Annotated in this window: 12 protein-coding genes; 10 read left to right on the forward strand and 2 right to left on the reverse strand. The window is 60.6% G+C overall.

Going from position 1 to position 14813, the window contains the following annotated elements:
• Window positions 1-399: 399 nt before the first annotated feature.
• Window positions 400-1311 (reverse strand): LysR substrate-binding domain-containing protein, encoded by a 912-nt coding sequence (locus tag ACFSNN_RS00500; RefSeq protein WP_134461605.1) that lies wholly within the window; start codon window positions 1309-1311, stop codon window positions 400-402.
• A gap of 176 nt (window positions 1312-1487) precedes the next feature.
• Here ACFSNN_RS00500 and ACFSNN_RS00505 point away from each other — a divergent pair, with 176 nt between their 5' ends.
• From ACFSNN_RS00505 to ACFSNN_RS00530, 6 genes are all read left to right on the forward strand, one after another.
• Window positions 1488-2771 carry a hypothetical protein gene (locus ACFSNN_RS00505; protein ID WP_377690029.1) on the forward strand — a complete coding sequence of 428 codons (1284 nt, stop codon included), beginning with the start codon at window positions 1488-1490 and terminating at the stop codon, window positions 2769-2771.
• Window positions 2772-2869: 98 nt separating this feature from the next.
• Complete coding sequence (locus ACFSNN_RS00510) at window positions 2870-3808, forward strand: glutamate/aspartate ABC transporter substrate-binding protein (protein ID WP_134461610.1); 939 nt, start codon at window positions 2870-2872, stop codon at window positions 3806-3808.
• Window positions 3809-3859: 51 nt separating this feature from the next.
• On the forward strand, window positions 3860-4597 hold the full coding sequence (locus ACFSNN_RS00515) for an amino acid ABC transporter permease (protein ID WP_134461612.1): 738 nt from the start codon (window positions 3860-3862) through the stop codon (window positions 4595-4597).
• Between the two features lies 1 nt (window position 4598).
• A complete protein-coding gene (locus ACFSNN_RS00520; RefSeq protein WP_134461615.1) occupies window positions 4599-5276 on the forward strand; it encodes an ABC transporter permease subunit in 678 nt (225 codons plus the stop codon).
• On the forward strand, window positions 5273-5998 hold the full coding sequence (locus ACFSNN_RS00525; RefSeq protein WP_134461618.1) for an amino acid ABC transporter ATP-binding protein: 726 nt from the start codon (window positions 5273-5275) through the stop codon (window positions 5996-5998). Before ACFSNN_RS00520 ends, ACFSNN_RS00525 begins: the two co-directional genes overlap by 4 nt.
• Window positions 5999-6131: 133 nt before the next feature.
• Complete coding sequence (locus ACFSNN_RS00530; protein WP_134461621.1) at window positions 6132-7082, forward strand: LysR family transcriptional regulator; 951 nt, start codon at window positions 6132-6134, stop codon at window positions 7080-7082.
• 253 nt (window positions 7083-7335) lie between these two features.
• Here the strand turns inward: ACFSNN_RS00530 and ACFSNN_RS00535 are convergent, their stop codons facing one another.
• Window positions 7336-8061, reverse strand: a complete 726-nt coding sequence (locus tag ACFSNN_RS00535; protein WP_134461625.1) for a GntR family transcriptional regulator — start codon at window positions 8059-8061, stop codon at window positions 7336-7338.
• A gap of 162 nt (window positions 8062-8223) precedes the next feature.
• On the opposite strand from ACFSNN_RS00535, the gene ACFSNN_RS00540 reads away from it, so the two are divergent.
• From ACFSNN_RS00540 to ACFSNN_RS00555, 4 genes are all read left to right on the forward strand, one after another.
• Window positions 8224-9444, forward strand: a complete 1221-nt coding sequence (locus tag ACFSNN_RS00540; protein WP_134461628.1) for a pyridoxal-phosphate-dependent aminotransferase family protein — start codon at window positions 8224-8226, stop codon at window positions 9442-9444.
• Window positions 9445-9656: 212 nt separating this feature from the next.
• Window positions 9657-10943, forward strand: coding sequence for an MFS transporter (locus ACFSNN_RS00545; protein ID WP_134461631.1), 1287 nt, complete (start codon window positions 9657-9659; stop codon window positions 10941-10943).
• Between the two features lie 43 nt (window positions 10944-10986).
• Window positions 10987-11736 (forward strand): 2-keto-4-pentenoate hydratase, encoded by a 750-nt coding sequence (locus tag ACFSNN_RS00550; RefSeq protein WP_134461634.1) that lies wholly within the window; start codon window positions 10987-10989, stop codon window positions 11734-11736.
• Window positions 11737-11767: 31 nt separating this feature from the next.
• Window positions 11768-14791 carry an FAD-binding and (Fe-S)-binding domain-containing protein gene (locus ACFSNN_RS00555; protein WP_134461637.1) on the forward strand — a complete coding sequence of 1008 codons (3024 nt, stop codon included), beginning with the start codon at window positions 11768-11770 and terminating at the stop codon, window positions 14789-14791.
• Window positions 14792-14813 lie beyond the last annotated feature (22 nt).

The raw sequence follows: 14813 nt of genomic DNA on the forward strand, positions 1-14813 counted from the left end.
CGGGCGGTCATGAATGTGCTGTCACGATATCCGAGAATCGGTGATGAGAAAACGGGTCGTTTGGGTGAACGCGTAAAGCAAAGGTGAACGGATTGCCGCATCAGGCAATCGACCCGGTTGAAAATATAAGGTGTCTATCTGGCGCGAATAGGCGATCGCTGCGGATAATAGTAGTTATCCTTATTTGATAACTTTGTCTGCTGGGTAACGATTGTCTTAATGCGCCATCTGTAGGTGCGGTGATATGCCGCGTCCAGGTGGCCCATGTTTTGACGAGGTGTGCGTTGGCCTCGCGGTTCTCGTCGGAGAAGCGCGGCAAGTCAGGCGGCGATGGAGGGTTCCGGACTTTATCCGCTCGCTATATTCCCGGCCTATGTGTAATTCAGCAGAGCCTTACTTTCAGCACCCGGGGTCCGTGCGCATCCCATTGATGTGTGCCAGCAGGACGTCAACGAAATGACGCGTCAATAGCGACGGCGCCGTGTGTCTCGGCATAGCCATCTGAACGGCGACGTCGATAGTGGGGACAAGCGGTTTGATCAGCAACTGCCCTGCAAACGTACTGGCCACGTAGGGGTTGACGATTCCAATACCGTTGCCGGCTGCAACGAGCGCGCAGATCGCGATGGATGACGTGGTTTCGATCAGAAAATTGTCGGACAAGCCGTGAGCTTGCAGCAGCTTCTTGATTTCGATCGTGAGGTCGTCGGCTTCGCCCAGCGACAGCATCGTTTCGTCGAGCAGCATGGACACATGAATCTCCGGCTCGACATGCAGCCGGTGACCAGGCGGCAACACGCAAACCGCCGGCACGGTCTTGATGATCACCGGCTCGAAGTCTCGCGGATCGAGCTTGCCTGTGGTCAGCACGACGTCGAACAGATCTTGCCGCAGCAGATCAGCTAGCTGTGGCGTGTTCATGGTCTGCATGTTGAGATAGGTGCCCGGAAATTCCGATAGAAACGAGCGCACCACCTGCGGCAGCAGCCCGGCCCCCAGCGTTGGCGTGCAGCCTATGCGAAGCGCACCCGTGCCCGACTTGCGCATGATCGCGACCACGGATTCGATCTTTTCCAGTCCGTCGAAGTGCTTCTGGACGGTCTTGTAGAGCAGCTTGCCCTCGCTGGTCGGCCGAAGCCGCCCTTGGTGCATCTCGAAGAGTTCGAGCCCGGTGGAACTCTGCAACTCCGCAAGGCGCCGGCTGATTGACGGCTGCGTCGTGTTTAGCATCGAGGCGGCGCCAGTCGTGGTGCCCATCTGCATCACGGCGCGAAAGGCCTGGATCTGCTGGAAATTCAAAGGCCTAGCCATAGTTTCACCGAAGAGGATGGATGACGGCGCGAGGTCCAGACTATACCAAAAGTGAATAGCCTATCGAAAAAAAAGAATTACTTCGCATAGGTTGCCCAAATATATGATCCAGCTATCCCATTTCCGGCCGCAACGCTTCCTATCGCGGTCTCACCGATTTTTGAACGCACCAGCTCATGACTTCGTCTCGCGTCATCAAACATCCATGCCCCGTACATCGCCTGGAGCCGGGGGGGAAACATCACTTCTTCGGTTACTACAATAAATCTGTCTGGGACAAGACGAACAGCTATCTGCTGGCCAATCAGGTGCCGATGATGGATGCGCGCCTGACACCGGAGCTGGAGGCCGAAGTGGGCTATTTCACTCTGGGCGAGCGCGAGGCATTTCGCGCGGTCGGCACTACGCGCGCATGGAACTGGCAAATGGGCTGCCAGTTGCAATGGCTCGATGGCGAACCTGGACGCAAAATCGTTTACAACGTCCGCACCGGTGACATGACCGCGCGCTATCCGGGTTTTGGCGCAGCGATCCATGATATCGACAGCAACGCCTCGACGGCGCTGCCGCTGCCTGTCTATGTGGTCGCACCCAACAGCCGCTACGCGCTGTGCGTCGACTACCGTCGCCTGTATGTCACGCACGAGACGATTGGATATGGCGAGCACGGCGGCCCCTTCGAACTGCCGCTCGCGCCATCGGACGACGGTATCTATCGGATGGACCTTGCTACTGGCGCCACGCAGTTGCTGGTGAGTTACGCTGATTTGCGCAATTTTCATCCTAAGGCGTCGATGGAGAAGGCAATCCACTGGGTGAGCCATATCGAAATCAATCCGGCGTCGTCGCGGATGCTATTCCTGCATCGCTGGACCGAGCGGGTAGCCGACGAGACCTGTTTCCTGCATCGGCTGATCACGATGAATCCGGACGGAACGGCCATGCGCTTGCTCGAATGTTCCGACCATCCATTGCCGCAGCTCGCGGAAGATTTCGATCCTGCCGCGGTCGGCACCTTCGACTACGAGAAGTCCGAGTACCAGATTTCTCACCCGCTGTGGCGGGACGATCGGCACATCATCGTCTGGGGACCGCATGCGGGCAGCATTCACTACCATCTTTACGAGGACAGTGATTCAGGTCAGGTCGATGTCGTCGGCGAGGGCGTGCTGACCGAGAACGGTCACATGACGTATTCGCCCGTCGACGCGCGCTGGCTGTTGTCCGACACGTATCCGGATACGCAGACCAACGAGCGGGTGTTGTTCCTGTTCGACACCAAAGAAGGTTTGCGCTACGACATCGGCTCTTTCTACACGCCACCCGATCTGAAGAAGGAGAACCGCTGCGATCTGCATCCGCGTTGGCGCCGCGACGGCCGCGCGGTCTGCATCGATTCCGTACATGAAGGCGAGCGCCAGATGTATGTAATCGATGTATCGGCCATCACTGGCGCATAAAGCGCGGGCCATGCCGATTTCTCCACTTCGCTTTCCTGGAGCCGGACAGCCCGCGCCGACTGCCAAAATCGAAATCAACCTCACATAGGGGAGACACCATGCAACAAACCCGTTCCAGATTGAGTCCGCGCCACGCATTCGGCGCATGCCTTTCAGCGCTTGCAGCCGCGCTTGCCGTCGTGTCGATGCCCGTAATAGCGGCCGATGCGGCGCAGACCGATACGCTCAAGAAGATCCAGGACCAGCACGTTGTCACTATCGGTTATCGCGACGCGTCGATTCCGTTCTCATACTATGACGCGCAACAAAAACCGATTGGCTATTCAATCGACATCGCGAATCTGATTGTCGAGCGCATCAAGGCGCAGCTCAAGCAGGGCGACCTGCAAGTGCGCCTGATTCCGATTACGTCGCAGAACCGAATTTCGCTGCTGCAGAACGGCACGATCGACTTCGAGTGCACGAGCACGACAAACAACGCTGCGCGAGCGCAGCAAGTTGATTTTTCCAACAGCTTCTTTGACATCGGCACGCGCCTGCTCGTCAGGCAAAATTCCGGTATCCATGATTTCGCCGACCTCAAGGGCAAGACGGTTGTCGTCGGTGCGGGCACCACATCGGAGAAATCCATTCGCAACATGAACGTCGAGAAATCGATGGACATGAACATTATCAGCGCAAAGGATCACAGCGAATCGTTCTTGATGCTCTCCACCGGCCGCGCCAAGGCGATGATGATGGATGACGCGCTGCTGGCTGGCGAGCGTGCCAAAACCAGCCGTCCGGAAGACTACGCAATCGTCGGCACGCCGCAATCATTCGAGGCCTACGGCTGCATGCTGCGCAAGAACGATGCGCAGTTGAAAGCGCTGATGGACGCCGCGATTGCGGATGCCGAACGCTCCGGCGCGGCCACGGCAATCTACAAGAAGTGGTTTATGACGCCGATTCCGCCGAAGGGCATCAATCTCAACTTCCCGATGTCCACTCGCATGCAGACGCTGTTCGCGCATCCGAACGATAAACCGGCGTCCTGACGGGCGGTTGTCATTTGCGGCGGGCCACGGTCCGCCGGCCTGGAGAGGGTTATGGATTACTCGTGGGATTGGGGTGTGTTGCTGCAGGCCGTGTCTACCGGCGAGCACACGACGTACCTCGGATGGCTGTTTTCCGGCCTGCTGAACACCGCGCTGCTGACCGTGTCGGCCTACGCGCTGGCGCTCGTGGTTGGCACCGGCTTCGGAATTCTTCGCACGCTGCCGAGCCGTCCCGCGGCGATGCTCGGCACTATGTATGTGTCGGTGTTCCGCGGCGTGCCGCTGATCGTGCAGTTCTTTATCTGGTTCTTTGTCGTGCCGGAGCTGGTGCCGACGGCGTTGGGCGACTGGTTCAAAAACCTGCCGCCGTATACGCAGTTTTTGTCGGTATCGATCTTCTCGCTCGGTATCTATACAGGATCACGAATTTGCGAACAGGTGCGCGCCGGCATTCAGGCGCTGCCGCGCGGCCAGTTCAACGCGGGGTTCGCGCTCGGTCTGACGCGCGCGCAGACTTACCGCTACGTGTTGCTGCCGGTAACGTTTCGCACCATTCTCGGTCCGCTCACATCCGAGTTTCTGATCATTTCAAAAAATTCTGCTGTCGCTTCGACCATCGGCCTATTGGAGTTATCGGGGCAGGCGCGTCAGCTGGTCGATTACACGGCACAGCCCTATGAATCGTTCATCTGCGTGACGCTGGCCTATATGGCGCTGAACTTTGCGATTCTGCACGGCATGAACTGGATTCGTCGCCAAACCCGTCTGCCGGGCTTGCTGGGAGATTGAGATGTTCAACATAGATTGGCAGGCGCTCGCGGAATCAAAGGGTATCGTGCTCGCGGGCATGGGCGTCACATTGCAGATTACGTTCGTGGCGATCTTATGCGGCGTGCTATGGGGCACCGTGCTAGCGGTATTGCACCGGTCGCCGCAGCGCGCGGTGCGCGTTTTCGCCCAAGGCTACGTTGCCTTGTTCCGATCGATTCCGCTGGTGATGCTGTTGTTGTGGTTCTTCCTGATCGTGCCGCAGTTCCTGAAGGCGCTGTTCAACTTGCCCGCCGGTGTCGACGTGCGGCTTATCTCCGCGATGGTGGCCTATTCGCTGCTGGAAGCCGCATTCTTTTGCGAAATCATCCGGGCCGGGATCGAAAGCCTGCCGCGCGGCCAGGCGCAGGCCGCGCTTGCGCTCGGCATGACAGCGGGACAGACCATGCGTTATGTGATTCTGCCGCAGGCGTTTCGCGCGATGGTCCCGGTGGCGCTGACACAGTGCATCGTGATTTTCCAGGACACGTCGTTGGTCTACGTGATAGCGCTGGGCGATTTTTTCCGCCGGGTATCGGCAATCGGCGAGCGCGACGGTACGGTCGTGCCGATGCTGCTGTTCGCCGGCGTCGCTTACTGGTCGATTACTACAGGGTTGACGGTAACCGTCAAAGTGGTCCGAACGAGGTTGGCAAAATGATCGAGTTGAATGGCGTTTCTAAATATTATGGGCAGTTCCAGGTGCTGTCGGATTGCACGACCAAGATCCAGAAAGGCGAAGTAGTCGTGGTGTGTGGTCCGTCTGGTTCGGGGAAATCCACGCTCATCAAAACCGTCAACGGTCTCGAGCCGTTTCAGAAAGGCGAGATCGTCATCAACGGTCAATCGCTGACCGACAGGAAGGTCAATCTGTCGAAGTTGCGCGCGAAAGTCGGCATGGTCTTTCAGCACTTCGAACTGTTTCCGCATCTGTCGATTGTGCAGAATCTGATGCTCGCGCAGGTCAAGGTGCTGGGCCGTTCGAAAGACGAAGCGGCGGCGAAGGGGCTGAAGCTGCTGGATCGCGTCGGCCTGCGCGCGCAGGCGGACAAGTTTCCGGCGCAACTGTCGGGTGGTCAGCAGCAGCGGGTGGCGATCGCGCGCGCGCTTTCTATGGATCCGATCGCGATGCTGTTCGACGAACCCACCTCCGCGCTCGATCCGGAAATGATCAACGAAGTACTCGACGTGATGGTCGAACTCGCTCAGGAGGGTATGACGATGATGTGCGTCACGCACGAAATGGGGTTTGCGAAGAAGGTCGCCCATCGCGTGATCTTCATGGATCGCGGCCTGATCGTGGAAGACGACCGCAAGGAAGATTTCTTCGCGAATCCGAAGTCGGATCGCGCGAAAGATTTTCTCGCGAAGATTCTGCACTGAAGGCTGCTGGCGCGTTGTCGAACGTGGTGTCGCGGTCGCCTGCGATTTTCCATGACCGGGCCGTCGCCGGCGTCGCCGCGGCCACCGTCGTTTTCAACGCGTTCGCCGGTGGCATCGTTAATCTCAAAGTGCAATGAAATTTCATCAGTTACGTGCGCTTGTCGCCATTGCCGACGCGGGCAGCGTCCGCGGCGCGGCGCGACTGCTCAATTCCTCGCCCGCGGCGGTCACTCAGAACCTTAAGTATCTGGAGGAGACCGTACAAATGCAGCTCGTGGCGCGCACTTCGTCAGGCGTGACATTCACGGAATGCGGGCAAACGCTACTGGTCCATGCGCGCCTCGTCGTCGCGCAAATAACCCATGCGCATCAGGCCGTCAACGCGATGCGCGGCGCTCCGCACGGGCGCCTCTCGGTGGCCGTGTCGGCGTGGGTCACCAAGACGTTTCTTCCGGAGGCTGTTATACGCTTTCGTGCGAGGATGCCGGACATCCAGCTGGAGATCTTCGAAGGTCTGCCGGCGATTGCCAATCCGCGTTTGCGCGACGGCAGCCTGGACATCTATGTGGGCAGGCAAACGCCGGGCGAGACAGGCTCCGAGTTCGCTTACCGGCCGCTGTTTTCTTCGGGACGGGCGATTGTCGCGCGGCAAGGTCATCCGTGTGCGGACAGCCGCTCGCTGGTCGACCTGCTCGACCTCGACTGGCTCGTCGCGCTGGATCCTGAAACGGAAGGGCGGACGCCGTACACGATGTTCGCGCAGTACGGGTTGACCGTGCCGCGCAGCATTCACTTTCTTCACTCATTGACCGTCGCCGTTTCGCTGCTCAAGCGCACGGACATGGTCAGCATCTTTCCATGGCCGCTCGTCGAGCTATGCGCGGCGCACGAAGGGCTCTGCGCGATCCCCGTGCGAGAACAACTGGAAGAGTCGACCGTCGGCATCATCACGCGTGCGGGACAACCTCCCGATGCTGTGTCGAGCTGTTTTATCGACTGCCTGATCGATACGATCCGCGACGAATCCTGGGTGCGAACGCCGGAAATTCTCCGGGCGTTGCACTCCGTAGAGATACTTGTTTGAGGTTGGGTATCGTGCCCGTGCCGATCTGCGCGGCGCCGAGGCGACAGACCCCGCTGGCCGTGGCGCCGCTCATGCTCATGCATGCCCCACCAGTCGATACACCCTTTGCATCAACCACTTGCGCAAGATGTAAGAACGTTGTCCACAGGCTTGCCAACATTTTAGGTGGACAAGTTTTGCCATCTGCGCGGACGTGCAAATTCACATCAACGCCAAACACAACCGGCGTTCAGATGCATTGACTCGACTTGCCTCAAGTCTTCAACGGCGACGCAGCCAGCTCTTCCCGCGATTGCACCTGTAAAACCGCATCGCGCTTATCAAGCAGATGCTGCCGAAGAATCGCACTCAGCTTCTTGCCATCTCGCGCCTCGAGCGCCTTCAGCATTTCATCGTGATCATGAATCGCGCTATCCCACTTGGGGATCTGAAAGTTCGACCGAAACCTGAGCGCTTGCAAGCGACGGTTCACCGCGACATAAGTCTGCCGCAGTGCTGAATTCCTGGCCGCCTCGTTGATCTTGTCGTGAATCGCCTGATTGCGGCTGTAGTACCCGGCCAGATCGTTTTGCGTGCGGCACGCGAGCATGGCGTAGTGCAGCGCCTTGATCTCGGCGAGTTCAGCCGCCGTCATCCGCTCAGCCGCCAGTTCGCCGGAGAAGGCTTCAAGGCCGCTCATCAATTCGAAGGTCTCGCGCAGCTCAGCCTCCGACATCTTCGACACCGACGCGCCACGATTCGGCGAAATCTCGATCAGCCCTTCAGCGGCCAGCACCTTCAGCGCCTCGCGCAGCGGCGTGCGTGAAATGCCGAGCGTTTCGCACAGCTCGCGCTCATTCAGCTTCTTGCCCGGCTCGAGCACGCCCTCAACGATAAAGCGCCGAATGTGCTCCACCACCGTGTCGTGCAAGCGCTGCCGCTCGACCTTCGGCATGAGCGGGGAAGCGGCGATGCTCGCTTCAAAATCCGAATTTTGCATACAAAAGCCCTCGACATCCTATTAACCCGGATTTTATAGGAAGCTCAAAGATTAGTTAATAGCGCGGGTAAACACCGGTGCCAACACGCAATTTTCACCTTGGGATTGTCGCAGTTCGTCTGATATAGTTTTTTGAATGCAAAATTCAATCGGAGGAGCCCAATGCTCAAGTTAGACTTTCATCCCGCTGGCCGTCACTTTCTGCAGATCCCGGGTCCGAGCCCGGTACCCGACCGTATCCTCCGGGCGATGAGCTACCCCACCATCGACCACCGCGGTCCGGAGTTCGGCGAACTTGGTCTGAAGGTGCTCGACGGCATCAAGAAAATCTTCAAGACGCAGCAGCCCGTGGTGATTTACCCGGCTTCGGGCACGGGCGCCTGGGAAGCGGCGTTGTCGAACACGCTGAGCCCCGGCGACCACGTGCTGATGTTCGAGACCGGCCACTTCGCCACGCTGTGGAAAAAGATGGCGGAAAGCCTTGGGCTGAAGCCGGAGTTCCTCGGCCTGCCGGGCATTGAAGGCTGGCGTCGCGGCGTGCAGCCGCAAATGATCGAGGAGCGTCTGCGTGCCGACACGCAACACGCGATCAAGGCGGTGTGCGTGGTGCACAACGAAACTTCCACGGGGGTGACGTCCGACATCGCCGCCGTGCGCCGCGCAATCGACGCCGCGGGTCATCCGGCCTTGCTGCTGGTCGACACGATTTCGGGCCTCGCGTGTGCGGATTACCGTCACGACGAATGGGGCGTCGACGTCACCGTCTCGGGCTCGCAAAAAGGTTTGATGCTGCCGCCGGGCATCAGCTTCAATGCGATCTCGCCGAAAGCCGTGGCCGCCAGCAAGCAGGCCAAACTGCCGCGCAGTTTCTGGGACTGGACTGACATCGTCGAGATGAACAAGACCGGGTACTGGCCGTACACGCCGAACACGAACCTGCTCTACGGCCTTAACGAAGCGCTCGAAATGATTCTCGGCGAAGGGCTGGACAACGTGTTCGCCCGTCACGAACGTCTCGCCGAAGCGACCCGTCGCGCGGTGCGTGCGTGGGGCTTGGAAATTCAGTGTGCGGATCCGTCGGTGTACAGCCCGGTGCTCACGGGCGTGATGATGCCCGACGGCATCGACGCCGACGCGGTGCGCAAGCTCATCTACGAACGCTTCGACATGTCGCTCGGCACGGGGCTCGGCAAGATGAAGGGGCGCATGTTCCGCATCGGCCATCTCGGCGACTGCAACGACCTGATGCTGCTGGCCACGCTGGCCGGCTGCGAAATGGGTCTGCGGCTCGCGGGCGTGCCGCTCAAGAAAAGCGGCCTGCCTGCCGCTATGGAGTGGTTGAGCCAGCCGACCAAGGCATCCGGCCTGAAAGCCGCAGCCTGAGTACGCCCTGAAAGCGGTGCCTTTCGAGGCATCGAGCGGAGCGCAACCCGCGACTCGCGGAAAAAAGGAAGGCGTGAAGCCCTTCCCTCACGAAGCCGCGCATAGAACGCGGCCCGAACGAATGCGATGGTCCCGCGGCGCAAGCCGCCGCCGGGCAACGACGCAGCGCGCCATCTCAGGTCCGCCGTCGACACATGCAATGGAGAGAGACGATGAAGCGGTTTCGTGTGACCAGTGCGACCAGTATCGTTCTAGTGATGCTCTGCATCATGTACTTCATCACCTACCTCGACCGCGTCAACGTCAGCACCGCGGCCGCGGGTTTCGGCAAGGAATTCCATCTTTCGCATACGGAAGTCGGCCTGGTGTTCTCGGCCTTCGCGTATCCGTATCTGATCTTTCAGATCATCGGCGGATGGGTCAGTGATCGTTTCGGCGCGAAGCGCACGCTGATTTTTTGCGGCGCGATCTGGGGCGTTGCGACTTTGCTGACGGGTTTTGCCGGCGGCCTGATTTCGCTGCTGGCCGCGCGCGTGCTGCTCGGCTTCGGCGAAGGCGCGACGTTTCCCGCCGCCACCTCGGCGATGGCGCGTTGGGTCGCCAAGGAAAAACGCGGCTTCGCGCAGGGCATCACACACGCGGCGTCGCGGATCGGCAATGCGGTGGCGCCCGGTCTGATCGTTCTCGTGATGGCGACGTGGGGCTGGCGCGAATCGTTCTATATCTGCGGCGTGTTCAGCTTGTTGTGGGTCGGCGTGTGGGTCATCACGTTTACCGAGCATCCGAAAGACCACCCGCGTATCACGAACGACGAACTGTCCGTGCTGCCCTCGCCGAAACCGAAAGCCGCCGGTGTGCCGTGGAGCAAACTGTTTCGCCGCATGTGGCCGGTCACGATCGTGTACTTCTGCTACGGCTGGACGCTGTGGTTGTTCCTGAGCTGGATTCCGCAATACTTTCTGCACAGCTATCACCTGCAATTGCAGAAGTCGGCGATCTTCGCCTCGGTGGTGTTCTTTGCCGGCGTGATCGGCGACACGCTCGGCGGCATTGTGACCGACTGGATCTTCACCCGCACCGGCAGTCTGAAGCGCGCACGTAGCTGGATGGTGTCGGTCTGCATGTTCTTCTGCCTGCTTTCGCTGATTCCGCTGATGTTCACGCACAGCCTGTATCTGTCGATGGCATGTCTCGCGTCCGGCTTCTTCTTTGCTGAAATGACGATCGGTCCGATGTGGGCGATTCCGATGGATATCGCGCCGGAATACTCGGGCACGGCGAGCGGCATGATGAACACCGGCTCGGCACTGGCCGCAATCATCTCGCCGGTGGTCGGCGGTTTTCTGATCGACTACTTCGGGAGCTGGGAATTGCCGTTCGTCGGCAGCATGCTGTTGATGGCGATCGGCGTGGTGCTCGCGTTCCGCATGCAGCCGGAAAGCAAATTCGCGCTCAACGCGGCCGACAAGGCGCATGTTCCCACCGGCATGGGCGTTTGAGCGCACTGCACCGCTCTATCTCTGCGCCTCACGACACGACACTATGACGACAGCACTCACCCGGCGTCTCGCCGACGCACGCCGCAATCGCGCCACGCTCGACACGTTGCCGCCCGAGCAAATCCCGACCGACGCCGCCGCGGCCTACGCGATCCAGCACGAGATCTTGGACGCATGCGGCGCGCGGATCGCCGGTTGGAAAATCGGCGCGAAGTCCGAAAGCGGTCCGATCCAGGGCGCGCCGTTACCCGACCTCGACCTGCATGCCGACGGCGCGCGTTTGCCGCGCGATGACTTCGCGCCCTTAGGACTCGAACTCGAAATCGCGTTTCGCTTCGGGCGGCGCTTCGATGTTTCCGCCACGCCGTATAGCGAGGCCGAAGTGCTGGCGAGTATCGGCTCGATCGGCGCGACCATCGAGATCGTGGCGAGCCGCTACGCCGAATGGCCCGCCATCGACAAGCTCGCTCAACTCGCGGACTTGCAGAATCACGGCGCGTTGATCGTCGGGGAATTCACGCCGTATCGCGAGGACTTTCCGTTCGTGGCGCCGTCGCTGCAATTCAGTTTCGACGGACAGGACGTGGTGAAAGCCACGCCCGCCAATCCGGCCGGCGATCCACGGCGCCTGCTGACCTGGCTCGTCAATCACGCCACGTCGCGCGGCATTGCCGTGACGCCGGAGATGGTCATCACGGCCGGTTCATACACCGGCATGTTCTTTCCGAAGACGGCGGGCACGGCGAGCGGGCGCATTGAAGGACTCGCGCCGGTCAGCCTCACGCTGTACTAGCCGCTTCCTGTCTCTGCCATAGGCCGACGAAATGACGAATCCCACTTCCGCTTTACTCGTCAAACCGATCCACCTGGTTCCCTCCGCCGCGCGTCTGACGAGTCCGCTCGCGCAGCATCTGCGCAAATCATTGCGCGGCGACGTGTTGTTCGACGCGGCGAGCCGTGGCCGTTACGCGACCGACGCGTCGATCTATCAGATCACGCCGGTCGGTGTCGTGGTGCCGCGCGATCAGGACGATCTGCGCATCGCGCTGGAAATCGCGCGCAGCGAAAAAGTGCCGCTGCTCGCGCGCGGCGCGGGCACGAGCCAATGCGGCCAGACGGTTGGCGAAGCGCTGGTGATCGACACGAGCAAATGGTTGAACAACATCGTCGCCTTCGATGCCGAAGCGCGTACCGTAACGGTCGAACCGGGCGTCGTGCTGGATCATCTGAACGCTTGGCTCAAGCCACACGGTCTGTGGTTTCCGGTGGATGTGTCGACGGCCGCGCAATGCACGATCGGCGGCATGGCCGGCAACAATTCGTGCGGCTCGCGCTCAATCGAATACGGCAACATGGTGCACAACGTCGCCGCGATCGACGCGATTCTCGCCGACGGCAGCGAAGCGCATTTCGCCTCGTTGCGCGAGGCGCCGCAAGGCGCGCGCTTGCAGCAGATACTCGCGGGCGTGAAGCAGATCGCCGAACGCGAGCGCGACGAAATCGTGGCGCGCGTGCCGAAGGTCTTGCGCCGCGTGGCGGGCTACAACATCGACGTGTTCGATTGCCAGAACCCGCGCGCCTATACCGACGACGGCATCGCGAATCTCGCGCATCTGCTGGTCGGCTCGGAAGGCACGCTTGCCTTCAGCCGGCAATTGACGCTCAGGCTCGCGCCGCTGCCCGTGCATAAAACGCTTGGCGTGGTCAACTTTCCGACCTTCTGGCAGTCGATGGATCTCACGCAGCACATCGTCAAGCTGAAGCCGGTGGCGGTGGAGTTGGTCGATCGCACGATGATCGATCTCGCGATGAGCAATCCGGCGTTTCGTCCGGTGATCGGCAAGGCGCTGGTCGGCGAACCGCAAGCCATTCTGCTGGTGGAGTTCGCGGGCGAGGACCGCGACGCACAACTCGCGTCGCTCAAACAGCTCACGGAACTCATGGCCGATCTCGGCTTGCCCGATTCGGTCGTCGAGATGCCCGACGCGAACGAACAGAAAGCGTTGTGGGAAGTCCGCAAGGCCGGGCTCAATATCATGATGAGCATGAAGGGCGATGGCAAACCGGTGTCCTTCATCGAAGATTGCGCCGTGCCGCTCGAACATCTGGCCGAATACACGAGCCGCCTGACCGAGGTGTTCCATCGGTATGGCACGGAGGGCACGTGGTATGCGCATGCGAGCGTCGGCACGCTGCACGTGCGGCCGATTCTCGACATGCGCCGCGACGGCGCGCAGAAGATGCGCGCGATCGCCGACGAAGCCGCAGCCCTCGTACGCGAGTACAAGGGCGCCTATTCGGGCGAACACGGCGATGGACTGTGCCGCGGCGAATGGGTCGCGTGGCAGTACGGGCCGCGTCTGAATCAGGCGTTCAGCGAGATCAAGGCGCTGTTCGATCCGGACAACCGCTTCAATCCCGACAAGATCGTGCGTCCGCCGAAAATGGACGACGCGCGCAATTTCCGCTTCGCACCGGGCTACAAGGAACATCGCATAGATACGGCGCTCGACTGGTCGGCATGGAATGTCGAACGCGATCCGCTGACCGGACAGGAGAGCTTGCCGGGCAGCGGCAACGATCTGGCCGGCGGTCTCGCGAAAGCCGTCGAGATGTGCAATAACAACGGCCATTGCCGCAAGTTCGACGCGGGCACCATGTGCCCGAGCTATCGCGTGACGAAGGACGAACAGCACGTCACGCGCGGACGCGCGAACACGTTGCGCCTCGCGATTTCCGGTCAACTCGGCGAAGCGGGCCTCGCGAGCGACGAGGTCAAGGAAACGCTCGATCTGTGCGTGTCCTGCAAGGGCTGCAAGCGCGATTGCCCGACTGGCGTCGATATGGCGAAGTTCAAGATCGAGGCGCGGGCTGCGCGGGTCAAGCGTCACGGGCTGCGTCTGCGTGACAAGCTGGTGGCTTTCATGCCGCGTTACGCGTCGACGGCGAGCCGCATGCCGGGCTTGATGGCGCTCGCCGATAACGTGCCGGTGCTGTCGGCGTGGTTCAAGCGGTCCGTGGGTTTCGCGCGCGAGCGCAGCTTGCCGCGCTTCAAGAAGTCTTTTCTGGCTGATGCGGTGTCGTCGCGCAACGCAGCCCAAGGTGTCGCACTCAAAGAAGTCCTGCTATTCGTCGACACGTTCAACAACAACATGGAGCCGGAGAACGCGCGCGCTGCGCAGCAAGTGTTGGAGGCTGCGGGTTATACGGTGCACTTCAACAAACGCCAGGGCGAGCGGCCCGTGTGTTGCGGTCGCACGTTTCTCGCGGCGGGTCTTGTGGATGAAGCGAAGCAGGAAGCACGGCGTATGCTCGATCTGTTCAAGCCGTTCGTGGAGCGCGGTGTGCCGATCGTCGGGTTGGAGCCGTCGTGCTTGCTCTCGTTACGCGACGAGTTCCTGCACTACGGTTTCGGCGACGAAGCGCAGCGGTTGTCGAAACAGGCATTTCTATTCGAAGAGTTTCTGGTGCGCGAGGAAAAGGCCGGGCGTCTGCAGCTTGTGTTGAAGCCTTTGGCGAAGCAGCAGGCGCTGGTGCATGGCCATTGCCATCAGAAAGCCTTTGACGCCTTCACGCCCGTGCAAACCGTGTTGAAGTGGATTCCTGAGTTGAAGGTATCGACGGTGGAATCGTCGTGCTGCGGAATGGCGGGCAGTTTCGGCTACGAGGCCGAGCATTACGCGACGTCGCAGGCGATGGCGGAGCTGTCGCTGCTGCCGGCGGTGCGCAAGATGGACGGCGACACGCTCATGGTCGCGGACGGCACGAGTTGCCGGCACCAGATTCATGACGGCGCGGGAGTCGACGCGATCCATGTGGCACGAGTGCTGGCGATGGCGTTGCGGTAAGTGCGGCAACCACGGCAACGCG

The organism is Paraburkholderia dipogonis (genome assembly GCF_042680985.1).
Classification (GTDB): Bacteria; Pseudomonadota; Gammaproteobacteria; order Burkholderiales; family Burkholderiaceae; genus Paraburkholderia; species Paraburkholderia phytofirmans.

Bases quoted from the DNA above. Each gene is read 5' to 3' on its own strand.
- ACFSNN_RS00500 (WP_134461605.1), bottom strand. From the start codon at position 1,311: ATGGCTAGGCCTTTGAATTTCCAGCAGATCCAGGCCTTTCGCGCCGTG.
- ACFSNN_RS00555 (WP_134461637.1), top strand. From the start codon at position 11,768: ATGACGAATCCCACTTCCGCTTTACTCGTCAAACCGATCCACCTGGTT.
- ACFSNN_RS00510 (WP_134461610.1), top strand. From the start codon at position 2,870: ATGCAACAAACCCGTTCCAGATTGAGTCCGCGCCACGCATTCGGCGCA.
- ACFSNN_RS00530 (WP_134461621.1), top strand. From the start codon at position 6,132: ATGAAATTTCATCAGTTACGTGCGCTTGTCGCCATTGCCGACGCGGGC.
- ACFSNN_RS00545 (WP_134461631.1), top strand. From the start codon at position 9,657: ATGAAGCGGTTTCGTGTGACCAGTGCGACCAGTATCGTTCTAGTGATG.
- ACFSNN_RS00535 (WP_134461625.1), bottom strand. From the start codon at position 8,061: ATGCAAAATTCGGATTTTGAAGCGAGCATCGCCGCTTCCCCGCTCATG.
- ACFSNN_RS00515 (WP_134461612.1), top strand. From the start codon at position 3,860: ATGGATTACTCGTGGGATTGGGGTGTGTTGCTGCAGGCCGTGTCTACC.
- ACFSNN_RS00505 (WP_377690029.1), top strand. From the start codon at position 1,488: ATGACTTCGTCTCGCGTCATCAAACATCCATGCCCCGTACATCGCCTG.
- ACFSNN_RS00550 (WP_134461634.1), top strand. From the start codon at position 10,987: ATGACGACAGCACTCACCCGGCGTCTCGCCGACGCACGCCGCAATCGC.
- ACFSNN_RS00520 (WP_134461615.1), top strand. From the start codon at position 4,599: ATGTTCAACATAGATTGGCAGGCGCTCGCGGAATCAAAGGGTATCGTG.
- ACFSNN_RS00525 (WP_134461618.1), top strand. From the start codon at position 5,273: ATGATCGAGTTGAATGGCGTTTCTAAATATTATGGGCAGTTCCAGGTG.
- ACFSNN_RS00540 (WP_134461628.1), top strand. From the start codon at position 8,224: ATGCTCAAGTTAGACTTTCATCCCGCTGGCCGTCACTTTCTGCAGATC.